This is a genomic window from Streptomyces sp. NPDC013455 (assembly GCF_040632975.1).
Lineage (GTDB): Bacteria > Actinomycetota > Actinomycetes > Streptomycetales > Streptomycetaceae > Streptomyces.
Window position 1 is genome coordinate 16,271 of record NZ_JBEYCX010000019.1, and the last position, 20,183, is coordinate 36,453.

A 20,183-nucleotide genomic window follows, 5' to 3' on the forward strand; every position below is an offset into this window, starting at 1 on the left:
GTTACCCGGGGTAGTCGTCGTGCGTCTTATGAGACTGCTTGTCAGCAAGCACGTCAATCCCTCGCGCAGCACTTGTTGGTCCGGCGTCCGCGTGTGAGCCTGCCGGGTATGCCGACGCACGACCTCTACGCCAACGACCCCACGGACCCCCTCTGGCAGGTGCCCGCCGCCGGCCACGCCCGGTTCAGCTGGGAGTACGACGACGGCCGGGACCGCCTGCTCGCCCTGTACCAGAAGGGCAAGGACAAGCAGTGGGACGGGCGGACCCGGATCGACTGGGACCTGGAGGTCGACCCGCACGACGCCCTCGGCACGCCCGAGGAGGCGATGTCCCTGTACGGCACCCCGTACTGGGCCAAGCTCTCCGACAAGGACAAGGGCGAGCTGCGCCGGCACTACGCCTCCTGGCAGTTCAGCCAGTTCCTGCACGGCGAGCAGGGCGCGATGATCTGCGCGGCCCGGATCGTGGAGTCGGTGCCCGACATGGACGCCAAGTTCTACTCGGCGACCCAGACCATGGACGAGGCCCGGCACGCCGAGATATACAGCCGGTTCCTGCACGAGAAGATAGGGCTCGTCTACCCGATCAACGACAACCTCCAGTCACTGCTCGGCGACACCCTGCGCGACAGCCGCTGGGACATGCCCTACCTCGGCATGCAGGTACTGATCGAGGGCCTGGCGCTGGCCGCGTTCGGCATGATCCGGGACACCACGGACAAGCCGCTGCCCAAGCAGATCCTCACCTACGTCATGCAGGACGAGGCCCGGCACGTGGCCTTCGGGCGGATGGCGCTGCGCGACTACTACAAGCAGCTCACCGACGCCGAACTGCGCGAACGCGAGGAGTTCGTCATCGAGGGCTGCTACCTCATGCGCGACCGGCTGCGCGGGGTGGAGGTGCTGGAGAACTTCGGCATCCCCAAGGCCGAGGCGCAGGCGCTGAGCGAGCGCTCCGAGTTCCTCCGGCTCTTCCGCAAGCTGCTGTTCAGCCGCATCGTGCCGTGCGTCAAGGACATCGGCCTGTGGGGCGAACGGCTCCAGCGGGCCTACGCCGACCTGGGCGTCTTCGAGCTGGGGGACGCCAACCTGGATCTGCTCATGGCCCAGGACGAGGAGCTGGCCGAGAAGCTGGACGCCGAGCGCTTCGCCGCCGAGGAGCGGGACCGGGTGGCCGAGGTGGAGGCGGCCATCGAGACCGGGGCGGCGGAGGACTGACCCCTCGCGGGGTGCGCTGCCGGTCCGTTCACCCGGGTGCAGTAGCGTGCTGGCGTGTCCATGCCTCCGCCGCCGCAGAACCCGGGCCCCCACGGGCAGCAGCCCCCGCAGGCCCCGGGGCCGTACGGCTCCCCGTATCCGCAAGCGCCCTACCCGCCCCAGCAGCCCCACCCGCCCCAGCAGCCCTATCCGCCCCAGCAGCCGTACCCCGGCTGGGGCGTCCCGCCCATGGCACCGCCGCCGAAGAAGCGGCGGGTCGGTCTCGTGCTCGGCATCGTGGGCGGCGTCGTCGCGACCGTGATCGCGGCACTCATCGTGATCGGCGCGGTGGCCGAGAGCGGGTTCCCCGCGGCCGAGCACAAGCTGACCCTGCCCCGGAAGCTGCTCGACGGGAAGTACGAACTCGTCGACGACCTCTCCGCCTCCGAGGGCAGCAAGATCAGCGAGGAGGCCGACGGCGCCTGGGACGCCAAGGACACCCACGGCGTGGTCGGCACCTACAGCCCCGGCGGTGACGAGGCCAAGGGCACCCTGGTGGTGTCCGGCATGTACGGCCGGTTCAAGAACACCGACGAGGCCCGCGAGAACATGATGAAGGGCGCCGGCGAGGGCGACGGCGCCACGGTCGCCGTACCGGCGAAGGAGTTCGAGCTGGACGGCGTCACCCTGTCCTGCGAGGTGCTGGCCGAGGAGCACCTCGGCACGAAGATCACCGTGCCCGTCTGCGCCTGGGCCGACGGCAACACGGGCGCCACGGTCGCCGAGGTGACCACGGCGGCCATGAACCAGGACCCCGAGAAGGTGGACCTGGAGGCGTTCGCACGCAAGACCCTCACGATCCGCGCCGAGACGCGCAAGCCCATCGGCTGACCGCCGCCGGCAGCCGCGTCAGACGCCGAGGACCGCCCGCATCACCTCCTTCGCGATGGGGGCGGCGTCCCCGCCGCCGCTGATCTCGCCCCGGTCCGCCGAGGCGTCCTCCACCACCACCGCGACCGCCACCTGCGGCTCCGGCGCGTCCTCGGCCTGCGCCCAGGAGACGAACCAGGCGTAGGGCACCCCCGAGTTGCCGACCCCGTGCTGGGCGGTACCGGTCTTGCCGCCGACCAGCAGGCCGGGGATGGCCGCCCGGGTCCCGGTGCCCTCCCGCACCACCCCGGCCATGAGCTCCTTCAGCCGGGCCGCGGTGGCCGGCCGCATCACCTGCCGCCCCGGCCGCGCCCCGCTGCCGGCGATCGTCTCGCCGCCGCGCCGGGTGGTCCGCTCCACCAGGTACGGCGGCCGCAGCCGGCCGCCGTCGGCGACCGCCGCCGCGACCATCGCCATCTGCAGCGGCGTGGCCCGCGTGTTGTACTGCCCGATCGAGGACAGCGCGAGCTGCGCCCGGTCCACGTGCGTGTCGAAGGTGCTCGGCGACACGGAGAACGGAATGCGCAGGCCGTCGTCGTTGAACCCGAACGCCTGCGCCGTCGCGGCCATGTCCCGCACCCCCACCTCCACGCCCAGCTTGGCGAAGACCGTGTTGCAGGACCACTCGAAGGCGTCCCGCACCGAGGCGTCCGTGCAGCCGTCGGCCTCGTTGGTCAGCCGGGTGGTGGTGCCGGGCAGCCGGTAGGGATCGGGCGAGTCGGTGCGCGCGTCCAGATCGGTGACCACACCCGCGTCCAGTGCCGCCGCCGCGGTGACCACCTTGAACGTCGACCCCGGCGGATAGGTCTGCCGCACCGCCCGGTTGAGCATCGGCTTCTCCGGGTCGTCGTTGAGCCGGGCCCACGCCGACGCCACCGCCTCGTTGTTGCCGGACAGCTCGGAGGGGTCGTACGACGGGCTGGTCACCAGGGCCAGGATCCGGCCCGTGGCCGGCTCCACGGCGGCCACCGCGCCCTTGCGCCCGGCGAGCCCCCGGTACGCGGCCTCCTGCGCGCGCCGGTGCAGGGTCGTGACGACGTCCCCGCCGGGCGTGCGCCCGCGCGTCACGTCGTTCCACAGCGGCAGCGGCGCCAGCATCGGATCGGTGCCGGCGAGCACCCCGTCCTCGGCGTGCTCCAGGAAGGCGGTGCCGTACGTCTGCGAGGCGAAACCGGTGACCGGCGCGTACAGCGGGCCGTCGGTGTAGGTGCGTTCGTAGCGCAGCTGCTCGCCGGTGTCCACGGACCCGGTGACCGGCCGGCCGCCCACCAGGATGTCGCCGCGCGGCTGCTGGTAACGGGCGATGGTGGCCCGGCGGTTGGCCGGGTTGCCGTCGTACTCGCCGGACTGGACGACCTGCACCCGGGTGGCGTTGACCAGCAGGGCGGCCAGCAGCAGGGCGCAGAACCCGCAGGCGTGCCGGATGTACCGGGCCATCGGCCGCCCGCCCTCGGAGAAGGCGCCGTACTCCCTCACGGTGCCTCCCGGCCGTCGTACTGGCTGCGCGCCGAGTCGCTGACCCGGATCAGCAGCGCCACCATCGCCCAGTTGGTGACCACCGAGGAGCCCCCCTGGGCGAGGAACGGCATCGCCATGCCGGTCAGCGGGATCAGCCCGGTCACGCCGCCGGCGATCACGAACACCTGCAGCGCCACGATCGAGGCGAGGCCGACGGCGAGGAGCCGGCCGAACGGCTCGCGCAGCGCGAGGCCGGCCCGGTAGCCGCGCTCCACCAGCAGCGCGTACAGCAGCACGATCGCCGCCAGACCCGCGAGGCCCAGCTCCTCGCCGGCCGTCGCCAGGATGAAGTCCGACTTGACGGCGAAGCCGATCAGGATCGAGTGGCCGAGCCCGAGTCCGGTGCCGAGGACGCCGCCGGCGGCGAACGCGAACAGGGACTGCGAGAGCTGGTTGGGGCCGAGTCCGGCCTCGATCGTGGCGAACGGGTGCAGCCAGTCCTCGATCCGCCCGCCCACGTGCGGCTCCAGGCGCCCGACGGCGAAGGCGCCGAGCAGGGCCAGCAGCAGCCCGACCGCGATCCACCCGGTCCGCCCGGTGGCGACGTAGAGCAGCACCACGAACAGCCCGAAGAACAGCAGCGAGGTCCCGAGGTCCCGCTCCAGCACGAGCACGCCCACGCTGACCAGCCAGATCGTCAGGATCGGCCCGAGCACCCGCCCGGTCGGGAACTGCAGCCGCCACAGCCGGCGGCCGGTGTACGCGAGCGCACTGCGGTTGGCGGCCAGGTAGGCGGCGAAGAACACCGCGAGCAGCACCTTGGCGAACTCGCCCGGCTGGATGGAGAACCCGGCGATCCGGATCCAGATCCGGGCGCCGTTGACCGCCGGGAACAGGATCGGCAGCACCAGCAGCACCAGGGCGGCCACCACGCACACGTACGCGTACCGCTGGAGCACCCGGTGGTCGCGCAGCACCAGCACGACGCCGATGAACAGACCGACGCCGAGCGTGGACCACACCAGCTGGGTGGGGGCCGCCCGGTCGCCCGGTGTCTCCAGGTCGAGCCGGTAGATCAGCACCAGCCCGAGGCCGTTGAGCAGCACGCCGATGGGCAGCGGCAGCGGATCGGCGTACGGCGCCCGGATCCGGACCGCGAGGTGCGCGAAGAGGGCGAGCACGGCGAGCCCGGCGCCGTAGCCGACGGCACCGGGCGGCACGGTGCCGGTCCGTGCCAGCCCCACCGCGCAGTAGCCGTACACCGACAGCAGGACGGCCAGCACGAGCAGGGAGAGTTCGATACCGCGGCGCCGGGGGAGGCGTACGGCGCGTGCGGGAGCGGGGGCCGCGGTCACAGTGGTTCCGGCCTTCGTCATGCCCGGAACCTACCGAAATAGGGAAGTCTGACCGGGCAGGCGCCCCGGGCACACCACGCCTCCCGGCCACCGCCGGCGGCCCACGTCGGCCCGCCCCGCCCCCTACTCGGCCCCGGGCAGCCTCAGTGTGGCGACCGCGCCGCCGTCCGGCGCGTTGGCGAAGGTCAGCACGGCGCCCAGTACCTCCGCCTGCCCCAGCGCGATGGTCAGCCCCAGTCCGTGCCCCTTGGCCCCGCCTTCCGTACGGAACCGCTGCGGCCCGTGCGCGAGGAGGTACTCCGGATAGCCGTCCCCGTGGTCCCGCACGGTCACCACGTGCCCGTCCACGGCCAGCACCACCGGAGGAGCCCCGTGCTTGTGCGCGTTGGCCACCAGGTTCCCCAGCACCCGCTCCAGCCGCCGCCGGTCCGTCTCCACCCGCGCGTCCTCGACGATCCGCACCTCCGTCTCGGTGCCCGAGGCCCGCACCACCCGCTCGGCCAGAGCGCCCAGCTCCTCCGTGTCGACCTCCAGCCGCTCCCGCCCGGTGTCCAGCCGGGAGATCTCCAGCAGGTCCTCGGTGAGCGTGCGCAGCGCGGCCACCCGGTCCCGCACCAGCTCCGTCGGCCGGCCCGGCGGCAGCAGTTCGGCCGCCGCGTGCAGCCCGGTGAGCGGGGTGCGCAGCTCGTGCGCCACATCGGCGGTGAACCGCTGCTCGCTCTGCAGCTTGCTCTGCAGCGAAGAGGCCATCGAGTCCAGCGCGGCGGCCACCGCCGCCACCTCGTCCTGCGGCCGGGTCGGATCCTTCGTGCGGGGGTCGTCCACCCGCGCGTCCAGGTCCCCGGCGCTGATCCGCCGCGCCACCCGCGCGGTGCCGTGCAGCCGCCGGGTCACCCGGGTCACCGCGAACGCGCCGACCAGCAGCGTCGCCCCGATCGCCAGCACCGACGACCACAGGATCGACTGGTCCAGCCCGGCGATGGTGCGGGACTGCTGCGAGTAGTCGACCTCCACGGCCAGCGCCCGGTGCCCGGCCACCGGCCCCGCCGCCCACATGGCAGGCCGCCCCCGGTGCGTGGCGACCATCGTGCCGCGCTGCCCGTCCACCGCCAGCGCCCGCAGCGGCGCGGGCAGCCCCTCGGGGTCCACCCCGGCACCCGGCAGCAGCGTGTCCCCGGCCTCGTACGCCCGGGTGGCGTCCGCGAGCCGGGACAGCGCCAGGTCACGGGCCTGGCCGACGGTCTGGTCGGTCACCGAGACGTGGACGAGGGCGCCGAGCAGCGCGGCCAGCGCACAGCACATCACCGTGATGAACGCGGCGGCCTTCACGGCGAGCGTCCCGGCCCACTGGGGCAGCCCGGGCCTCATCACGGGCTCGCCATGGCGCCGGCGGACGGGCCGGCCGACCGGGACGGGCCGGCCGACGGTGACGGACTGGCCGACGGAGAGGGGGACCTGCTCTTGCGGCCGTCGCCGACGTGCAGGTACTCGTCGCTGGAGAACGTCATCGCGCGCTGGTCCGGGTCCCACACCCAGGTGGTGCGGTACTCGTAGCCGGAGATGTCGGCCGGCGAGCGCTCGATCAGGGCCCGGCCGGCCAGCTCCACCCCGATGATCGCGTCATTGTCGGCCAGCACCTGCACCAGGTCGTGCCGCTCGACGGTGTAGACCCGCACCGCCGTCTGGTTGGTCGGGTACAGCCGGAAGCCGAGCGTCAGATCGGGCCGGCCGTCCCCGGTGAGGTCCCGGTAGTACGGCTTCAGCAGCGGGCAGCGGGCCCGCTCGCCGCCCGGCCGGCACTGCTCCGTCCGGCCCACGGTCGCGTGGTACGGCCCCTTGGACCCGTAGTCGTCCGGGCGTGCCCTGAACTCGGCCTCGACGACGTCCACCGGATCCACCGCGCGGATGTCGTCGCCGGGCACGGTGACGCCCTTGACGGTCTTCCTGACCGCCGCGTCGTACGGGTAGGCCGGGCTGGACGCCGGCCGCAGGCCGGGCCAGAGCCGGACGGGGCTGACGGCGGTCGGGGTCGCCCCGGCGCCGCGCAGTCCGCCGCTGTCCCCGCAGGCCGCCGTCGTCGCCGAGAGCAGGGCGACGGCGGCCACGGCGAGGGCGGTACGGGCGCGACGACGGGCTGGCACGGTGCTCCTGGGTGACGGGGGCGGTCGGCCCGTCCACCTTAATTCGAGGGTTCGTGGCGAAGCGCCAACCGATTCTGGGAAAAGTCCGTTTTGCGTATCGGGTGTGGTGCTGGGGGAGAGGCTACTCGGCCAGCTCCTCCAGCAGCCGCACGGTCGACAGCCCGGCCCGCAGGTACTCCACGAACAGCTCGTTGTGCAGCGCCCACGCCGAGCGCCGGGCCCGGATCAGCTGGATCGCCTGATCGGCCGAGTCGCCCCGCTGCACCAGGGCGTGCGCGACGACCAGGCCCGAGCGGTTGTACCCGTGGTAGCAGCGCACGAGCACCCGCCGGCCGGCCTCCAGCGCCTCGTTCACCGCACGCGCCAGCCGGATCACCCCGGCGAGCTGCGTCCCGTCCAGCGGACCGTCCGGGATCGGCCACACGTGGTGCTCCACGCCCGGATCGGGCCCGTACCCCGGCAGCCGCAGCAGCGACTGCACCACATCGAACTCGTCGCGCACGACGGCGAACTCCCGGCCCCCGGAACGCCCCCGGAACTCGTGCCCGCCCATCCACAGGCCGGGCACGATCTCGTTCCACGGGCTCTCCGGAGCCGGCACGTCGGGCTGCTGTCCGCGGATCCGCAACGGCGCCTCCCCAACTCCGCCTCGCAGGGCCGCCATCAAAGGTAACCGGTCTTGCCCCCGGAGCACCCCGCCTGTTCCCATGGTCGAGGGGTGATGGCGCATGAGCGGACTGCGCGTGGTGCCGGCCTACCGGCACGGCCGGGAGCGGCTGTACGTCTGCCGTGAGGACGGCGGCAACGTCGCCTGGTACGACCGTGAGACCGGCAGGGTCAACCTGCTCGCCGAGGACGGCAGGGACGACGTGCTGCGCGCCCTGAAACCCTTCCTGACCGGCCCGGTGACCGTGGGCCCGCCCCCGGTGCCGACCCCCGCGGAACTCGCCCGGCTGGCCCTCCACCCGGACGACGACCTGGCCCCCAACCGCCCCGGCGAGGCCCTGCTCGTCGCCCTCGACCGCGACCCCGGCCCCGCCCACCGGCTGCGCCCCGACCCGCGCCGCCGCGCCCTGCTCGCGGAGGAGACCGCCGGCCTCGCGCTGGACGGGCTGGAGGGCGCCGGCTGGCACACCCTGCACTCCGTCGCGCTGCCCGGCGGCGACCGCATCCACCACCTGGCGATCGGCCCCGGCGGCCTGTTCGCCGTCCACGCCCTGTACGCCCGCAGGTGCCGGGTGCTGGTCGCCGACCCGATGGTCACCCTGGGCCGCCGCGAGGCCGAGCCGCTGCTGCGCCGGCTGCGCGCCGCCGCCGACCGCGCCTCCTACGCCCTGACCGCCGAGGTCCGCCCGCTGCTGGTCCTGGTCGGCCCGGCCGAGGTGAGCGTGACGGCGGGGCCGCGCGGGGTGCGCGTCCTGCGGGACGACGAGCTGGCGGGCCTGGCCCGGCTGGGCGGGGTGCTCAAGCCGGCCGACGTGGAGGCGCTGCACGGGATGGCACGGGACCGGAACACCTGGCTGAGGGTGTAATCGGGGCAGCGGCACGCCCCCCGCATCGGTCGGGGCAGCGGCACGCCCCCCCCGCATCGGTCAGGGCAGCGGCACGCCCCCCCCCGCATCGGTCAGGGCAGCGGCGCGCCCCCCGCATCGGTCAGGGCAGCGGCACGGCCTCCTCCGGATCCGTCAGGGGGGCCATCAGGTCGCCGAGGTCCTCCAGTCGCGGGGCGATGTCCTCGGGCCGGAACTCCAGCTGCCCCGGGCTGCGGCAGTCGGCGACCTCCTCCCAGGTCACCGGTGCGGACACCAGCGGACTGCGGCGGGCACGCAGGGTGTAGGGGGTGGCCGTGGTCTTGCGGGCCGCGTTCTGGCTCCAGTCGACGAACACCTTCCCGGGCCTCAGGCTCTTGGTCATCCGGTGCACCACCAGCCGGGGCATCGCCCGCTCGGCCTCGACCGCGAGGGCCTTCGCGTACTCGGACGTCCGCTCGGAGGAGCTGCCGCGCACCGCCGACAGCAGGTGCAGCCCTTTCGACCCGGCGGTCTTCGGGTACGCCTCGATCCCGTCCGCCGCGAGCCGCTCGCGCAGCCACAGGGCGACCTCGCAGCAGTGCACGACGGTCGCCGGCGGCCCCGGATCCAGGTCGAAGACCAGCCGGTCCGCCTCCTCGGGGCTCTGCACCAGCCACTGGTGCGTGTGGAACTCGGCGACCAGGTTCGCCGCCCAGACCAGGCTCGGCAGGTCCTGCACGACGACCATCCGGGCCGGACTGTCGGCCGACGACCGCGGCACCTCGGCGGTGGTGACCCACTCGGGCGTACCCGGCGGCACGTTCTTGGTGAAGAACAGCTGCCCGTCGGGCCCGTCCGGATAGCGCAGGAAGGACACCGCGCGGTCGCGCAAGTGCGGCAGCAGGGCCCCGGCGGTGGTCGCGTAGTAGTGCAGCAGCTCCGCTTTGGTGAAGCCGCTCTCCGGATACAGCACCTTCTCCAGGTTGCTGAGCGCGACCCGGCGCCCCTCCACCTCTGTGATAGGCGTCATAGGATGACAATCCCAGACAAAGCGGAAAAATCTTCCAAGGAAGGGTGCGGCACGTGCGGTCGATATGGAACGGCGCCATCTCCTTCGGTCTCGTCAGCATCCCGATCAAGCTGGTCAACGCGACCGAGAGCCACTCGATCGCCTTCCGCCAGATCCACACCGAGGACAACGGCCGCATCCGCTACCGAAAGGTGTGCGAGCTGGAGGAACGCGAGGTCACCCAGTCCGAGATCGGCAAGGCGTACGAGGACGCCGACGGCACGATGATCCCGATCACCGACGAGGACCTCTCCCACCTGCCCATCCCCACCGCCCGCACCATCGAGATCGTCGCCTTCGTGCCGGCCGACCGGATCGACCCGCTCCAGATGGGCGCGGCCTACTACCTGGCGGCCGGCGGAGCCCCCGCCGCCAAGCCGTACACCCTCCTGCGCGAGGCCCTCAAGCGCAGCAACAAGGTCGCCATCGCCAAGTACGCGCTGCGCGGCCGGGAGCGCCTCGGCATGCTGCGCGTGGTCGGCGAGGCCATCGCCATGCACGGCCTGCTCTGGCCGGACGAGGTCCGCGCCCCCGAGGGCGTCGCCCCGGACACCGCCGTCACCATCCGCGACAAGGAGCTGGACCTCGCGGACGCCCTGATGGACACCCTCGGCGAGGTCGACCTGGAGGACCTGCACGACGAGTACCGGGAGGCGCTGGAGGAGGTCATCGCGGCGAAGGCCTCCGGCGAGGCCCCGCCCGAGGCCCCGGCCCCCGCGGCCGGCGGCAAGGTCCTGGACCTGATGGCCGCGCTGGAGAACAGCGTGCGCGCGGCCCGGGAGTCGCGCGGCACCGCCGACGAGGAGGCCGAGGTCAGACAGCTGCGGCGGGAGCGGGCGGCGCCGAAGGAGACGGGTGGCAAGAAGTCGACGTCCACGGCGAAGAAGACGACAGCGGCGAAGAAGGCCGCACCCGCGCGCAAGTCGACGGCGAAGACGGGGGAGGGGGCCGCCGCCTCGAAGACGACGGCGAAGAGCACGGCGGCGAAGCGCGCGACGGCGAAGAACGCGGAGGCGAAGGGTACGGCGAAGAGCACGGCGGCGAAGAAGGCGGCGGCGAAGAAGACCGCGTCGCGGAAGCGGTCGGCGTGACGTGCGGACGGGATCCCCGCACGCACCGGCCCGTACGCGTACGCGCTGCGCCGCTCGGCGGCCTCGCCGCCCCCTCCGGGGTGCTCACCGCTCCGTCGCTCGGGAGGCTCGCCCGGGGAAGGTAACCCCCCACGTTGAGCGCCGCGTTGGCCTCGGCCAGCCGTCCCGTCGGCACGGTGGAGTTCAGCAGGGACAGGCCGCCCAGCTGGCCCATGCCCTGGCCGGCCCCGGACAGCAGCGCGGCAGCGGCCAGTCCCGGCACGGAAGCCGTGTGCACGGCGGCGACCAGCGCGAGCATGCCGGCGGCGGTGGCGGCGGTGGCGGCGGTGGCGGTGGCGGCGGTCCCGGCGACCAGGACCGTACGCCGCCGCAGCCGTCGTACCGCGAACTGCGCGCAGGTCGCGCAGAGGAACATCGCGAAGGCCAGCGCCCCGGAGACGACCCGGTTGCCGGTGCCCAGCAGCCCCGACAGCAGCGAGGGCCCGAGCGACAGGACGAAGGACGTGGCGGTGATGCCGGGTGCGAAGACGGCGATGCCCAGGGCGAGCGGCCGACCGGCCCCACGGGGCACGCCGGGTACGCGGATCCAGGCGCCGCTGCCGCTGCCGCTGCCGCTGCCGCTGCCGGTGCCGGCGTCGGCGTCGGCGTCGGCGTCGGCGTCGGCGCGCGTGGGGCGCCGTAGCGGCATCCGGAGCACCACCGCGGCGGCCGTGACCAGCAGGACCGCCTCCACGGCGAACACGGTGACCGTGGGCGCGGGCAGCGTCTGCGACAGCACGCCCGCCGGCAGTGGCCCCCAACCCGCACCGAAGACCATCGCGCAGGAGGCGAGCAGCGCCGCGAGCGGCCGCCTGGCCGGTCCCGCCACGTCCGTCACCGCGGCCATGCCCGCCGAGACCGCGGCCCCGACCGCGACACCGAAGGGGCACCTCACCGCCGTCCACCACCTCCGGGACGCGTACACCCGTCGTCGTCTCCGTCATGGCACAGTCCTCCCCGGCCCTCAGTACGAGTCAAGTCGTACTTGTACGAGCGGAGTCGAACCTAGCACGTAGTACGATCGGACTCGTACAGGGAGCAGGGGAGCCGGGGAGAGGGAGCCGCAGTTGAGCGGGCAGGGGATCGCAGAGGCCGGGCGCGAGGAGCGGGACGGGCGGAACCGGCGAAACGGGCCGGACGGGCTCGGTGAGCCGAGTGGGCCGGACCGGCCGGTCGAGTCGGACACGCCGGACCGGTCGGCTGGGTCGGACACGCCGGACCGGCCGGTCGGGTCGGACACCCTGGACCAGCCGGTCGGGTCGGACACCCTGGACCAGCCGGTCGGGCTGGACGGGCGGATCAAGGTGCTGCCGGAGCCGTCCGGCCTGCCGGCCCCGCTGCCCGAGCCGGCCGTCTCCGAGCTGCGGCTGGAGACCGTGCTGGGCGCGCTCAGCGACCCGCTGCGACTGCGGATCGTCCGCAAACTGCTGCTGGAGTCCGAGGAGTTCGACCACACCTGCGGCTGGTTCGGCCTGGACCGCCCCAAGTCCTCGCTGACGCATCACTTCCGGGCCCTGCGCGAGGCCGGGATCACCCGGCAGCGCCAGTACGGCCTGGAGCGCCGCAGCCACGTCCGGGTGACCGACCTGAACACCCGCTTCCCCGGCCTGCTGGACCTGGTGGCCGCATGGACCGAGCCGGAAGCCGGCTGAACGGCCCCGCTCCGAAGACGGGTCCGCAGCGGTCCCACCCTGGACGCGCCCGAAGCGGTCCCACCCTGGACGCGCCCGAAGCGGTCCCACCCTGGACGCGCCCGAAGCGGTCCCACCCTGGACGCGCCCGGAGCGGTCCCGCCTCGGACGCGCCCGGAACGGTCCGGGCTCGGCGGCCCCGCCCTCCCGGGCGACCCCGCAGCCCGGCTCGGCAGCGCACCGGAAGCGTCAGGGGCGTAGGCGCCTGGTCTCGGCGGCCGGAGCCGCCGTACTCGCCCGCTGTACGTCTCGCAGGGCCCGGCGTGCGGCGGCGAGGTTGTTGCGGGTGACCACCGTGTGGTGGTGGCTGTCACCCAGCACCTGCTCCAACTGTCCGAGCGCGGTCTCGTACAGCGCCGTCGCCCGGGGGAGGTCGCCCGCCTCCCGCAAGGCGCTGGCGAGGTTGTTGCGGCTGATGAGCGTGCTCGGGTGGGTGTCGCCCAGGATTTGTTCCCGCTGGGCGAGGGTGGCTTCGAACAGGGCGATGGCGCGCTCCAGCTGCCCCGCCCGCCGGTAGGCGCTGGCGAGGTTGTTGCGGCTGGTGAGGGTGCTGGGGTGAGTGTCGCCCAGGACCTGTTCCCGTTGGGCGAGGGTGGCTTCCAACAGGGTGATGGCGCGCTCCAGCTGCCCCGCCTGCCGGTAGGTGCTGGCCAGGTTGTTGCGGGCGGTCAGCGTGCTGGGGTGGGTGTCGCCCAGGACCTGCTCGCACTGGGTGAGGGTGGTCTCCAGCAGCGGGATCGCCCGTTTCAGGTCTCCCGCGTCGCGGTAGGCACCGGCGAGCTCGTTGCGGCTGGTCAACGTGTCCCGGTGGGTGTCGCCCAGCACCTCCTCCCGCTGGGCGAGGGTGGTCTCCAGCAGCGGGATCGCCCGTTTCAGGTCTCCCGCGTCCCGGTAGGCACCGGCGAGATTGTTCCGGCAGTTCAGGGTGGTGGGATCGAGCTCGCCCAGCACCTGCTCGCTGCGCTCCAGGCATGCCTCCAGCAGAGGGATCGCCTGCCGCAGGAGCCCCGCCAACCGGTAGGCGTACCCGAGGTTGTTGCAACTGATCAGCGTGCTGGGATGGACCTCGCTCAGCACCTCCCTCCGCTGGGCGAGCGTGGTCTCCAGCAGCGGGATCGCCCGCTTCACGTCCCCGGCGTCCCGGTAGGCGTACCCGAGGTTGTTGCGGCTGGTCAGTGTCTCGGGATGGGTGTCACCCAACGTGTGCCGCAGCTGCGCCAGGCTGGCCTCCAGCAGGGGGATCGCGCGCGCGGCGTGACCGCGTTCGTACAGGCGGCGAGCGGTGATGTTGTACGCGTCGGTGAGGGAGGCGTTGTGCCGCCCGGCCGGGGTGGTGGCGGCGAGGGCGATCAGATGAGGAGTCAGGGCTTCCCACCGGGCCTCGCCGACGGGCCCCTGACCGGGGGCGCGTGCGAAGGCCCGCAGGAGGGCTTGTTCGGCGCGCTCGCGTCCCTGCTCCGGGCGGCGGTCGCCCTCCTCGTGGGGCGCGCGCAGGACGGCCTGGACCAGCCGGTGGACGCTGATGGTGGTGCCGGTGTCGGTGGCCATGCTGTAGGCGGCCAGGGTCCCGACCGCCTCGGCGAGGGTGGCCGGATCGGTGCCGGGCAGGGCGAGCAGCGTGTGGGGGATGTCGTCGGGGGCGAGCCAGGCCGCGGTGTACAGCACGTCCACGGCCAGCGGGTCCCGGAGGGCCAGCGTGCGGAAACCGACCTGCCAGACGCGGGCGATGGTCTGCTCGGCGGCGACGCCGTCGGCGTTCTTGTGGAGCTTGGTGCCCAGGCTGCGGCGGTAGGCGTCGAAGGTGACCCCCCGGTTCTGCGCCAGGTACGCGCCGGCCTGCTTCAGAGCCAGGGGAAGGTACCCCAGGTCCGCGGCCAGCGCGCGGGCGTCGGCCACCTGCCGCGCACTGGGGGCGGTGTCCTTGAAGACGAGCGTGCACAGCAGATCGGTGGCGTGGTCGGGGTCCAGGTTCCCCAGCGACAAGGTGGGCGCGCTGTCCGGCCAGCCCCGGGTGCGCCGGCTGGTGGCCAAATGGTGCCCGTTGTTCAGGGAACCGGTGTAGGGGGCCAGGTCGGCCGGATCCTCGACGTTGTCGTACACCAGCAGCCAGCCCGGGTGCCAGCTGAGCCACTGCATGGCCCAGGCCACCTGCGCCTCGCGCGGCGCTCGCGCGGCCCACTCGGGGACCAGCCGGTGGGTGAGTTCGGTCAGGGACTGCTCGATGGCGTCCGGGGAGGCGGCGTTGATCCACCAGATGAGGCTGTGGTCGCCGCGGTGCCGGAACGCGTAGTGCAGGGCCAGGGTGCTCTTGCCGACCCCGCCCAGCCCGTGCACCGTACCGCTCTGGGTGATGGCGCTCTCCCGCTGCCCGGTCAGGGTGCGGCGCAGCCACGCCAGTTCGCTCTCCCGCCCCACACACAGCCCGTGCGCGGGGAGGTTGGACGTACCCGGGGCAGCCGCGACCCGCTGGGGTGCGTACAGGGCCTCGGCGGGCAGCACGTCACCACTGATGGCCGCGCCGATCCGCTGGGCGGCGATGGAACGGTCGCCGGGTGCCTCGATGCGCAGGTCCGGCTCGGAGTCGCGCGCTGTCACGGGCGTGCGGCCGGCCCGTCACCGGTGATGGCGGTGCCGATGTGGTGAGCGGCCGGCCCGTCACCGGTGACGGCGGTGCCGATGTGGTGAGCGGCGATCGACCGGGTGCCCGACGCGGTGATGTTGACGACGCCGGGCGCCGGAGCGGGCAACAGGCTCGCCAGCTCCTCCCGCAGCCGCGGATCGTCCCGCATGGCGCGCTTGAGTACCTGACGCACCACCGCGTGGGTGTCGGGATCCTCCGGCGCACCGGCCGCCTCGGACACCGCCCGCTCCAGCTCGGTCCTGCCTGCCTCGTCCCCGCGCCGCCACACCGCCTGGAGAATACGGCGGCCCGCACGGACGGTGGCATCGTCCCCGGCGTCCTCCGCCCGCGTCAGCACTTCCGCCCCATGGGCGTCCACGGCGGTCGACACGGCCGGCCCGGCCCGCTCCACCCACTGGACGATCTCCGAACCCACCATCCCCAACCCCCTTGCAGGCAACGCCGGTCACACCACGGCACCGAACTCTCCTCGCTCCCCGAGCCCAGAGTAGGACGGCGAGCAGCGGCGTGCAGGCTGTCGGGAGGGAAGTGGCCGGGGGGCGGGCGACGGCGGGCTGGGGTGGGACCGGACCACCCAGGAGCGTGCCGAACCGAGACCGGTCCGCGCCGGGTTGCCCGGGGCCTGCTGCACGGTTGCCTGTCTGGGCCGTATCACCAGCGGAGGTGCTGAACCACCCTTGTGATCACGCCGAGTTGCTGCGAGGAATGGCGGTAATTCACTTGACCTGGACATGAGGTCAGGCTGCACTGTGGCCGGAGATCACGAGCGTGGTGTCCGGTACCCGGGAGGCAGCGGCAGCAATGGAGATCCGTCCCACGACCGACCAGGATCTCGACGTCTTCGTCGACACCGTCCATGCCGCGTTCGGGCGCTTCCCGGACCCCCCGGGCGAGGGCGGCGGACCGTGGTGGTCGGCGTACGAGATGGACCGCGGCCTGCTGGCGGTCACGGCGGACGGCCGGCCGGTCGGCACCGCGGGCGCCTACTCCTTCGAGCTCACCCTGCCCGGCGAGATCATCGTGCCGGCCGCCGGGGTCACCGCGGTCGGCGTCCTGCCCTCGCACCGGCGCCGGGGCGTGCTCAGCGCGATGATGCGGCACCAGCTCACCGCACTGCGGGAAGGAGAGGAGTTCCTCTCCGTACTGCTGGCCTCGGAGGCGTTGATCTACCGCAGGTTCGGCTACGGACCGGCGACCTACACCCAGCGGCTGACGGTGCAGCGCCACAAGGCGGCTTTCGCCCCACCCCGGGCACGCGACACGGCGAACCCTCCGGCGACGGGCCCGGACCCGAGCTCGTACGCGATCTCTGGCACCGGCTCGGACACGGCGAGCCTTCCGGTTACGGGCCCGGACCCGAGCTCGTACCCGAGCTCTGGCACCGGCTCGGACGCCGGCTCGGACACCGGCTGGGTGGAGCTGCTGCGGCGTGCCGAGTGCGGCGGGATCATCGAAGAGGTCTACGACCGCTACCGCCGCGCGCAGCCCGGCGCGCTGTCCCGCCCGCACCGCTGGTGGGCCTCGGGCGCGGGGCACCCCCCAGTCTCACCGGCGCCACGCTACGTCGCCGTCCACCGCGACGCCGACGGCGTGCCGGACGGGTACGCCAGCTACTCGCTCACCGAGCCGGACACCCTGACGGTCGACGAGACCGTAGCAACGGACGACGCCGCCTTCACGGCCCTGGCCAAGTTCGTGCTCGGACACGATCTGATCACCAAGGTGGTGTTCAAGCACGTCCCGCCCGGCCACCCCCTGCGCTGGCAGCTGGCCGACTTCCGCGCCGGAGAGGTGAGCGGTGACACCGACTGGCTCTGGGTACGGCTGCTGGACGTCCCGCGTGCGCTGACCGCGCGCGCGTGGTTCACGGACGGCGAGCTCGTCCTGGACGTCGACGACCCCTTCCTCGGCGAGCACGGCCGCTACCTGCTGACCGTCCGGGACGGCAAGGCGGACTGCGTCCCGACGGACCGGCACCCCGACCTCTCCCTGGACGTGAGCGACCTGGGCTCGGTCTACCTCGGCGGCACGACCCCGAGCACGCTGGTACGCGCCGGCCACATCCGGGCCCACCACCCGACCGCGGCCACCCGGGCCGACGCCCTCTTCCACACGAACCGCACTCCCCACTGCCTCCACTGGTTCTGACCCCGCCCCGGACCGGTCAGGAGAGCGGGAGACACCTCAGAGGGCGGGCTCACGTCCGACGGTGACGGCCCACCGGACAGCGGAGGTCGCCACCACACTCACCGCTCCCTGACCACGGACGCGCTGGAGATCCACCTGGTCATAGGTGCTGCTGACTTCTCCGGCGAGGCAATCGAGCGGAAAGCCGAGCCCAGCCGGTTCGACGCGCACGGTCAGCTTCCCCTCGCCCTGACAGCTGACGAGAACGGACAACGGCCCTCTCCCGGATCCACCCGCGAGGTGCATCTCCCGGCCACCACCGACACCCATGGCACGGGCGACGACTTTGCCGTCGGGCAGCACCGGCGCGTCCAGCACGGAGCCCGTCACGGACTCGTCAGGAACGAGCTCGGCACGTTCGGAAGGCGGTGTCCGTGCCGAAGAGGACGAAGAGGCGTGCGGCGAAGATGCCCGGCCGGTATCCGGGGTATCGCCGTCACGGTCGGCGCAGCTGACGCTGAGCACGCCCACGGCAGCCACCACCACAGCCGAAGACGACGAACGCAGCTTCACCACAAGACCCCCCCGAGAGCCGCCTATCCGGTGGAAACCGCTCAGCCGGCGGCCGGACACGATGACCGTATGGCAGGGGCATGCTGGAAGCGCAGGTTCCGTCGATGCTCTGAGGAAGACCTGAGGCTGTGGCATGCGCTGAACTCGACGCCCGCGCCGCCGATTTGCTGCGGGTATGGTCGAACACCGCCTAAGGGATGTCCCGTAATTGATCTCCGGCGCCTTGAGAGCGAAGGGCGTGCCGAGGTGACCGCGCAGCTACGCGGTCTGGCTGAGGTTGTGCAGGCGGGCGATGCCGAGCACGACGTGGTGGACGCCGTTGCCCTTGAGCCGGCAGTCGCGGAGGGTCTTCCAGGCCTTCATACGGGCGAAGACGTGCTCGGCGCGTGCACGGACCTGCTTGTGGGAGCGGTTGTGCTCCCTCTTCCACTCGCATAGGTCGCCGCCGGCTGGCCGGCGGTGCGGGATCACGAGGCCGGTGCCCGGGTGGCCGCCGTCGGCGATCGTCGTGGTCCTGCCAACGGCGGCCTCTGCTCCAGACTCGACCCATGCCTTGCAGTCGTTGCGGTTCCCGGGCACGGGGTGCCCGACGGCAACGACCAGTCGGGCGTCTGCGGCGATGACGACCTGGTGGTTGGTGGAGTAGGGGCAGTTCTTTGAATTCTCGGCGATGCTGTGATCGCGGGTGGGGACCAGCGTGCCGTCCACGATGGGCACCGTGTCCTTCCGGAACCGCTGCCGTTGCTTGAGCGCGAGCAGGGGGCCGAGGTGGTCGATGACGCGGCCGGCCGCCGACTTCGAGATTCCGAAGAGGGGCGCGAGCCGTCGTAGTGTCAGGTTCGTGCGCCAGCAGGGTGCGACGAGGAGGGTGCGGTCCTCAAGCGACAGTGACCAGGGGTGCCCTGGGCGGACCGCGCCGGTACCTTCGCGCCGCAGCATCGTGATCAGCTTGCCGAACGCGCGAGGGCTCAGCCCGGTGAATGGGGCTATCCAGGACTGCTCCGACGCTGTGATCACACCTGTCACATCAAGATCATCGCATCGCCCCCACGCGCTCACTCGTGGTGCTTCACCTTGATCTTCCCCGTCTGAGACCGTCCGGCGGGACGCTCAGGTCGTGTCGGGCTCGGTGGCCGACGGGGAGGGTGGATTCTCGTCGCGGATCTCCGGGGTGAAGGCGTCGCGGCGGGCGAGGGTCACCGACAGAGGCAGGCCCAGCCGCTTGGCCGCGCGTCTGCGGACACGCACCTGTGATTGGGTCCGGGGACGGAACGAGGGGAGCCGCGAGCAGCCGCAGCCGGGGCGGTGGTCGTAGGTCAGCCCTTCCGCGAGCACGGTACCAACGACGGACCACGCCTTCGCGTCGCGTCGCCGGGGCGCGGCGAAGTCGTAGCCTGCGAAGACGAGTTCCTGGCGACAGCCAGGACAGATGCGCTTCCGGATCGGCCACGTGCTGCCCTTGAAGGAGAGCCGGCACGCGACGCACACATAGTGCCGGAAGGCGCCGTTGAACGCGTGGTAGCACACGGCCAAGAGGCTACGGGTCGCCCGCAGGTAGGCCCAAGCGGATTTGGAACCCCGGTGTGGCCAGCCGCCGCCCGTCCACTGCCGTAGCGCGGGCGAAGAGCGGGACAGCCCTTAGGCGCCAGGGCCAGAAACCCGCACTGAATGCCGGCGGAAACGCTCGGGGGGACGTGCGGCCCACGGGGCGCTGACCGCCGGCTCCCAGGGCTGGCAGGGTGGGCCGGTGACTGGTGAAGACGTCGTGGAGACAGTGCGTGCCGAAGCCCGGACCCGGACTCTGCCCCCGCCCGCAGAGCCGGAAGCGATCACCGAAGCGGAACAGACCATCGGCTTCCCGACGCCTCCGCTCCTGCGGCGTCTGTACACGGAAGTGGCCAACGGAGAATTCGGCCCGGACGAAGGCATCCTGGGCGTGCGCGGGGGCCACGCACAAGGCCACTTCCTGGACATCGCCGAGTTGTACCAGGACGGCCCGGACCCCTCCGGCCACATCCCCGCCGGCCTGGTGCTGATCTACGACTGGGGCTGCACCCTCCGGTCGCTGGCCGACTTCCGCGACCCCGCGGGCCCCACGTGGTGCAACCACCAGGGGAAGCTCCGGTCCCAGGGGACCACCCTCGCCCAGTGGCTGATCGGCACGAAGGCGGGAACGATGACGGTGGACACACTGCTCGCCGGCCAGACCGCCACCGAACGAGTCCGGTAACCGGCCCACCGACCACGGCCCCCGCTCACCGGCGGGGCAGACGCAGCCGACGGCATCCGATCCACTCGACCGCCGTGGGGCTCTGACAGGGGGCCGGTTGACGCCCCCCTTCTCGGGCATCGGGCGGCTG

18 protein-coding genes and 1 pseudogene are annotated in these 20,183 nt (G+C 72.8%); 7 read left to right on the plus strand and 12 right to left on the minus strand.

Annotated features, from left to right (window positions below; genetic code table 11):
* Nucleotides 1-108: 108 nt before the first annotated feature.
* Both ABZ576_RS26455 and ABZ576_RS26460 read left to right on the plus strand, forming a co-directional pair.
* Complete coding sequence (locus ABZ576_RS26455) at nucleotides 109-1,218, plus strand: ferritin-like domain-containing protein (RefSeq protein ID WP_360745715.1); 1,110 nt, start codon at nucleotides 109-111, stop codon at nucleotides 1,216-1,218.
* 54 nt (nucleotides 1,219-1,272) lie between these two features.
* Complete coding sequence (locus ABZ576_RS26460) at nucleotides 1,273-2,088, plus strand: hypothetical protein (RefSeq protein WP_360745718.1); 816 nt, start codon at nucleotides 1,273-1,275, stop codon at nucleotides 2,086-2,088.
* An 18-nt stretch (nucleotides 2,089-2,106) separates the two neighbouring features.
* On the opposite strand, the gene ABZ576_RS26465 is transcribed toward ABZ576_RS26460, so the two are convergent.
* From ABZ576_RS26465 to ABZ576_RS26485, 5 genes are all read right to left on the minus strand, one after another.
* Nucleotides 2,107-3,564: a penicillin-binding transpeptidase domain-containing protein gene (locus tag ABZ576_RS26465; protein WP_360746062.1), complete on the minus strand. Its 1,458-nt coding sequence runs from the start codon at nucleotides 3,562-3,564 to the stop codon at nucleotides 2,107-2,109.
* A gap of 35 nt (nucleotides 3,565-3,599) precedes the next feature.
* Nucleotides 3,600-4,961 (minus strand): FtsW/RodA/SpoVE family cell cycle protein, encoded by a 1,362-nt coding sequence (locus ABZ576_RS26470; protein WP_360745721.1) that lies wholly within the window; start codon nucleotides 4,959-4,961, stop codon nucleotides 3,600-3,602.
* Between the two features lie 102 nt (nucleotides 4,962-5,063).
* Nucleotides 5,064-6,308: a HAMP domain-containing sensor histidine kinase gene (locus ABZ576_RS26475; protein ID WP_360745724.1), complete on the minus strand. Its 1,245-nt coding sequence runs from the start codon at nucleotides 6,306-6,308 to the stop codon at nucleotides 5,064-5,066.
* Entirely contained in the window at nucleotides 6,308-7,081 is a 774-nt protein-coding gene (locus ABZ576_RS26480; RefSeq protein WP_360745727.1) for a hypothetical protein, read from the minus strand. Before ABZ576_RS26480 ends, ABZ576_RS26475 begins: the two co-directional genes overlap by 1 nt.
* Nucleotides 7,082-7,202: 121 nt before the next feature.
* Nucleotides 7,203-7,709, minus strand: coding sequence for a dual specificity protein phosphatase family protein (locus ABZ576_RS26485; RefSeq protein WP_360745730.1), 507 nt, complete (start codon nucleotides 7,707-7,709; stop codon nucleotides 7,203-7,205).
* A 100-nt stretch (nucleotides 7,710-7,809) separates the two neighbouring features.
* Between ABZ576_RS26485 and ABZ576_RS26490 the strand changes: the two genes are divergently transcribed.
* Entirely contained in the window at nucleotides 7,810-8,613 is an 804-nt protein-coding gene (locus tag ABZ576_RS26490) for an NERD domain-containing protein (protein ID WP_360745733.1), read from the plus strand.
* 121 nt (nucleotides 8,614-8,734) lie between these two features.
* Here the strand turns inward: ABZ576_RS26490 and ligD are convergent, their stop codons facing one another.
* On the minus strand, nucleotides 8,735-9,622 hold the full coding sequence (gene ligD, locus ABZ576_RS26495) for a non-homologous end-joining DNA ligase (RefSeq protein ID WP_360745736.1): 888 nt from the start codon (nucleotides 9,620-9,622) through the stop codon (nucleotides 8,735-8,737).
* 53 nt (nucleotides 9,623-9,675) lie between these two features.
* Between ligD and ABZ576_RS26500 the strand changes: the two genes are divergently transcribed.
* Nucleotides 9,676-10,752, plus strand: a complete 1,077-nt coding sequence (locus tag ABZ576_RS26500) for a Ku protein (protein ID WP_360745739.1) — start codon at nucleotides 9,676-9,678, stop codon at nucleotides 10,750-10,752.
* Between the two features lie 100 nt (nucleotides 10,753-10,852).
* On the opposite strand, the pseudogene ABZ576_RS26505 reads toward ABZ576_RS26500, so the two are convergent.
* Nucleotides 10,853-11,671: pseudogene (locus ABZ576_RS26505) on the minus strand (MFS transporter); the annotation flags it as partial.
* A 388-nt stretch (nucleotides 11,672-12,059) separates the two neighbouring features.
* Between ABZ576_RS26505 and ABZ576_RS26510 the strand changes: the two are divergent.
* On the plus strand, nucleotides 12,060-12,443 hold the full coding sequence (locus tag ABZ576_RS26510; RefSeq protein ID WP_360746065.1) for an ArsR family transcriptional regulator: 384 nt from the start codon (nucleotides 12,060-12,062) through the stop codon (nucleotides 12,441-12,443).
* Nucleotides 12,444-12,671: 228 nt separating this feature from the next.
* Here the strand turns inward: ABZ576_RS26510 and fxsT are convergent, their stop codons facing one another.
* Both fxsT and ABZ576_RS26520 read right to left on the minus strand, forming a co-directional pair.
* Complete coding sequence (gene fxsT, locus ABZ576_RS26515; protein ID WP_360745742.1) at nucleotides 12,672-15,077, minus strand: FxSxx-COOH system tetratricopeptide repeat protein; 2,406 nt, start codon at nucleotides 15,075-15,077, stop codon at nucleotides 12,672-12,674.
* Nucleotides 15,074-15,541, minus strand: a complete 468-nt coding sequence (locus ABZ576_RS26520; protein ID WP_360745744.1) for a hypothetical protein — start codon at nucleotides 15,539-15,541, stop codon at nucleotides 15,074-15,076. Before ABZ576_RS26520 ends, fxsT begins: the two co-directional genes overlap by 4 nt.
* 383 nt (nucleotides 15,542-15,924) lie before the next feature.
* Between ABZ576_RS26520 and ABZ576_RS26525 the strand changes: the two genes are divergently transcribed.
* Entirely contained in the window at nucleotides 15,925-17,271 is a 1,347-nt protein-coding gene (locus ABZ576_RS26525; RefSeq protein WP_360745747.1) for a GNAT family N-acetyltransferase, read from the plus strand.
* A 36-nt stretch (nucleotides 17,272-17,307) separates the two neighbouring features.
* Here the strand turns inward: ABZ576_RS26525 and ABZ576_RS26530 are convergent, their stop codons facing one another.
* The 3 genes from ABZ576_RS26530 to ABZ576_RS26540 form a co-directional block, all read right to left on the minus strand.
* Complete coding sequence (locus ABZ576_RS26530) at nucleotides 17,308-17,826, minus strand: hypothetical protein (RefSeq protein WP_360745750.1); 519 nt, start codon at nucleotides 17,824-17,826, stop codon at nucleotides 17,308-17,310.
* A gap of 255 nt (nucleotides 17,827-18,081) precedes the next feature.
* Nucleotides 18,082-18,849, minus strand: a complete 768-nt coding sequence (locus ABZ576_RS26535) for a transposase (protein ID WP_360745753.1) — start codon at nucleotides 18,847-18,849, stop codon at nucleotides 18,082-18,084.
* Between the two features lie 84 nt (nucleotides 18,850-18,933).
* A complete protein-coding gene (locus ABZ576_RS26540; protein WP_360745756.1) occupies nucleotides 18,934-19,350 on the minus strand; it encodes a hypothetical protein in 417 nt (138 codons plus the stop codon).
* Nucleotides 19,351-19,588: 238 nt separating this feature from the next.
* Here ABZ576_RS26540 and ABZ576_RS26545 point away from each other — a divergent pair, with 238 nt between their 5' ends.
* Entirely contained in the window at nucleotides 19,589-20,053 is a 465-nt protein-coding gene (locus tag ABZ576_RS26545; protein WP_360745759.1) for an SMI1/KNR4 family protein, read from the plus strand.
* Nucleotides 20,054-20,183: the final 130 nt, after the last annotated feature.